1 protein-coding gene is annotated in these 263 nt (G+C 55.1%); it reads right to left on the bottom strand.

The features are described 5' to 3' along the window. Positions 1–263 (bottom strand): hypothetical protein (locus ACZ3GY_RS24215; protein ID WP_465912312.1); only part of this gene is annotated, 263 nt, incomplete at both ends.

Genomic DNA, 263 nt, shown 5'->3' with positions numbered 1-263 from the left:
GAGAGGTCTATCCCAAACTCTCTGAGCCAGAGGACTGTTGTCGTCAACTCCGGCCCGAAGTCTTGGGCGCACAGCACGATTCTGGGACGAGTCGAGAGCTCATTGAAGTCAGGGTTTTGGACAAAGGAGCGAATTTCGGCCATGGCATCGCTTAGAGCCACTTCCCGTTTTTCGTGTTTAGCCAGGTACGAAACATAGTAGGGCGCAATCTGGGCGAGGCGAGTGGAGGCAATCATGGCCGCGTAGCGAATCGCTTGCATCTC

The sequence above is a fragment of the Pseudomonas sp. PME37.24/006 genome (genome assembly GCF_055556635.1).
The sequence above is the reverse complement of the archived record's forward strand: the minus strand, read 5'-3'. Positions and strand labels throughout refer to the sequence as shown.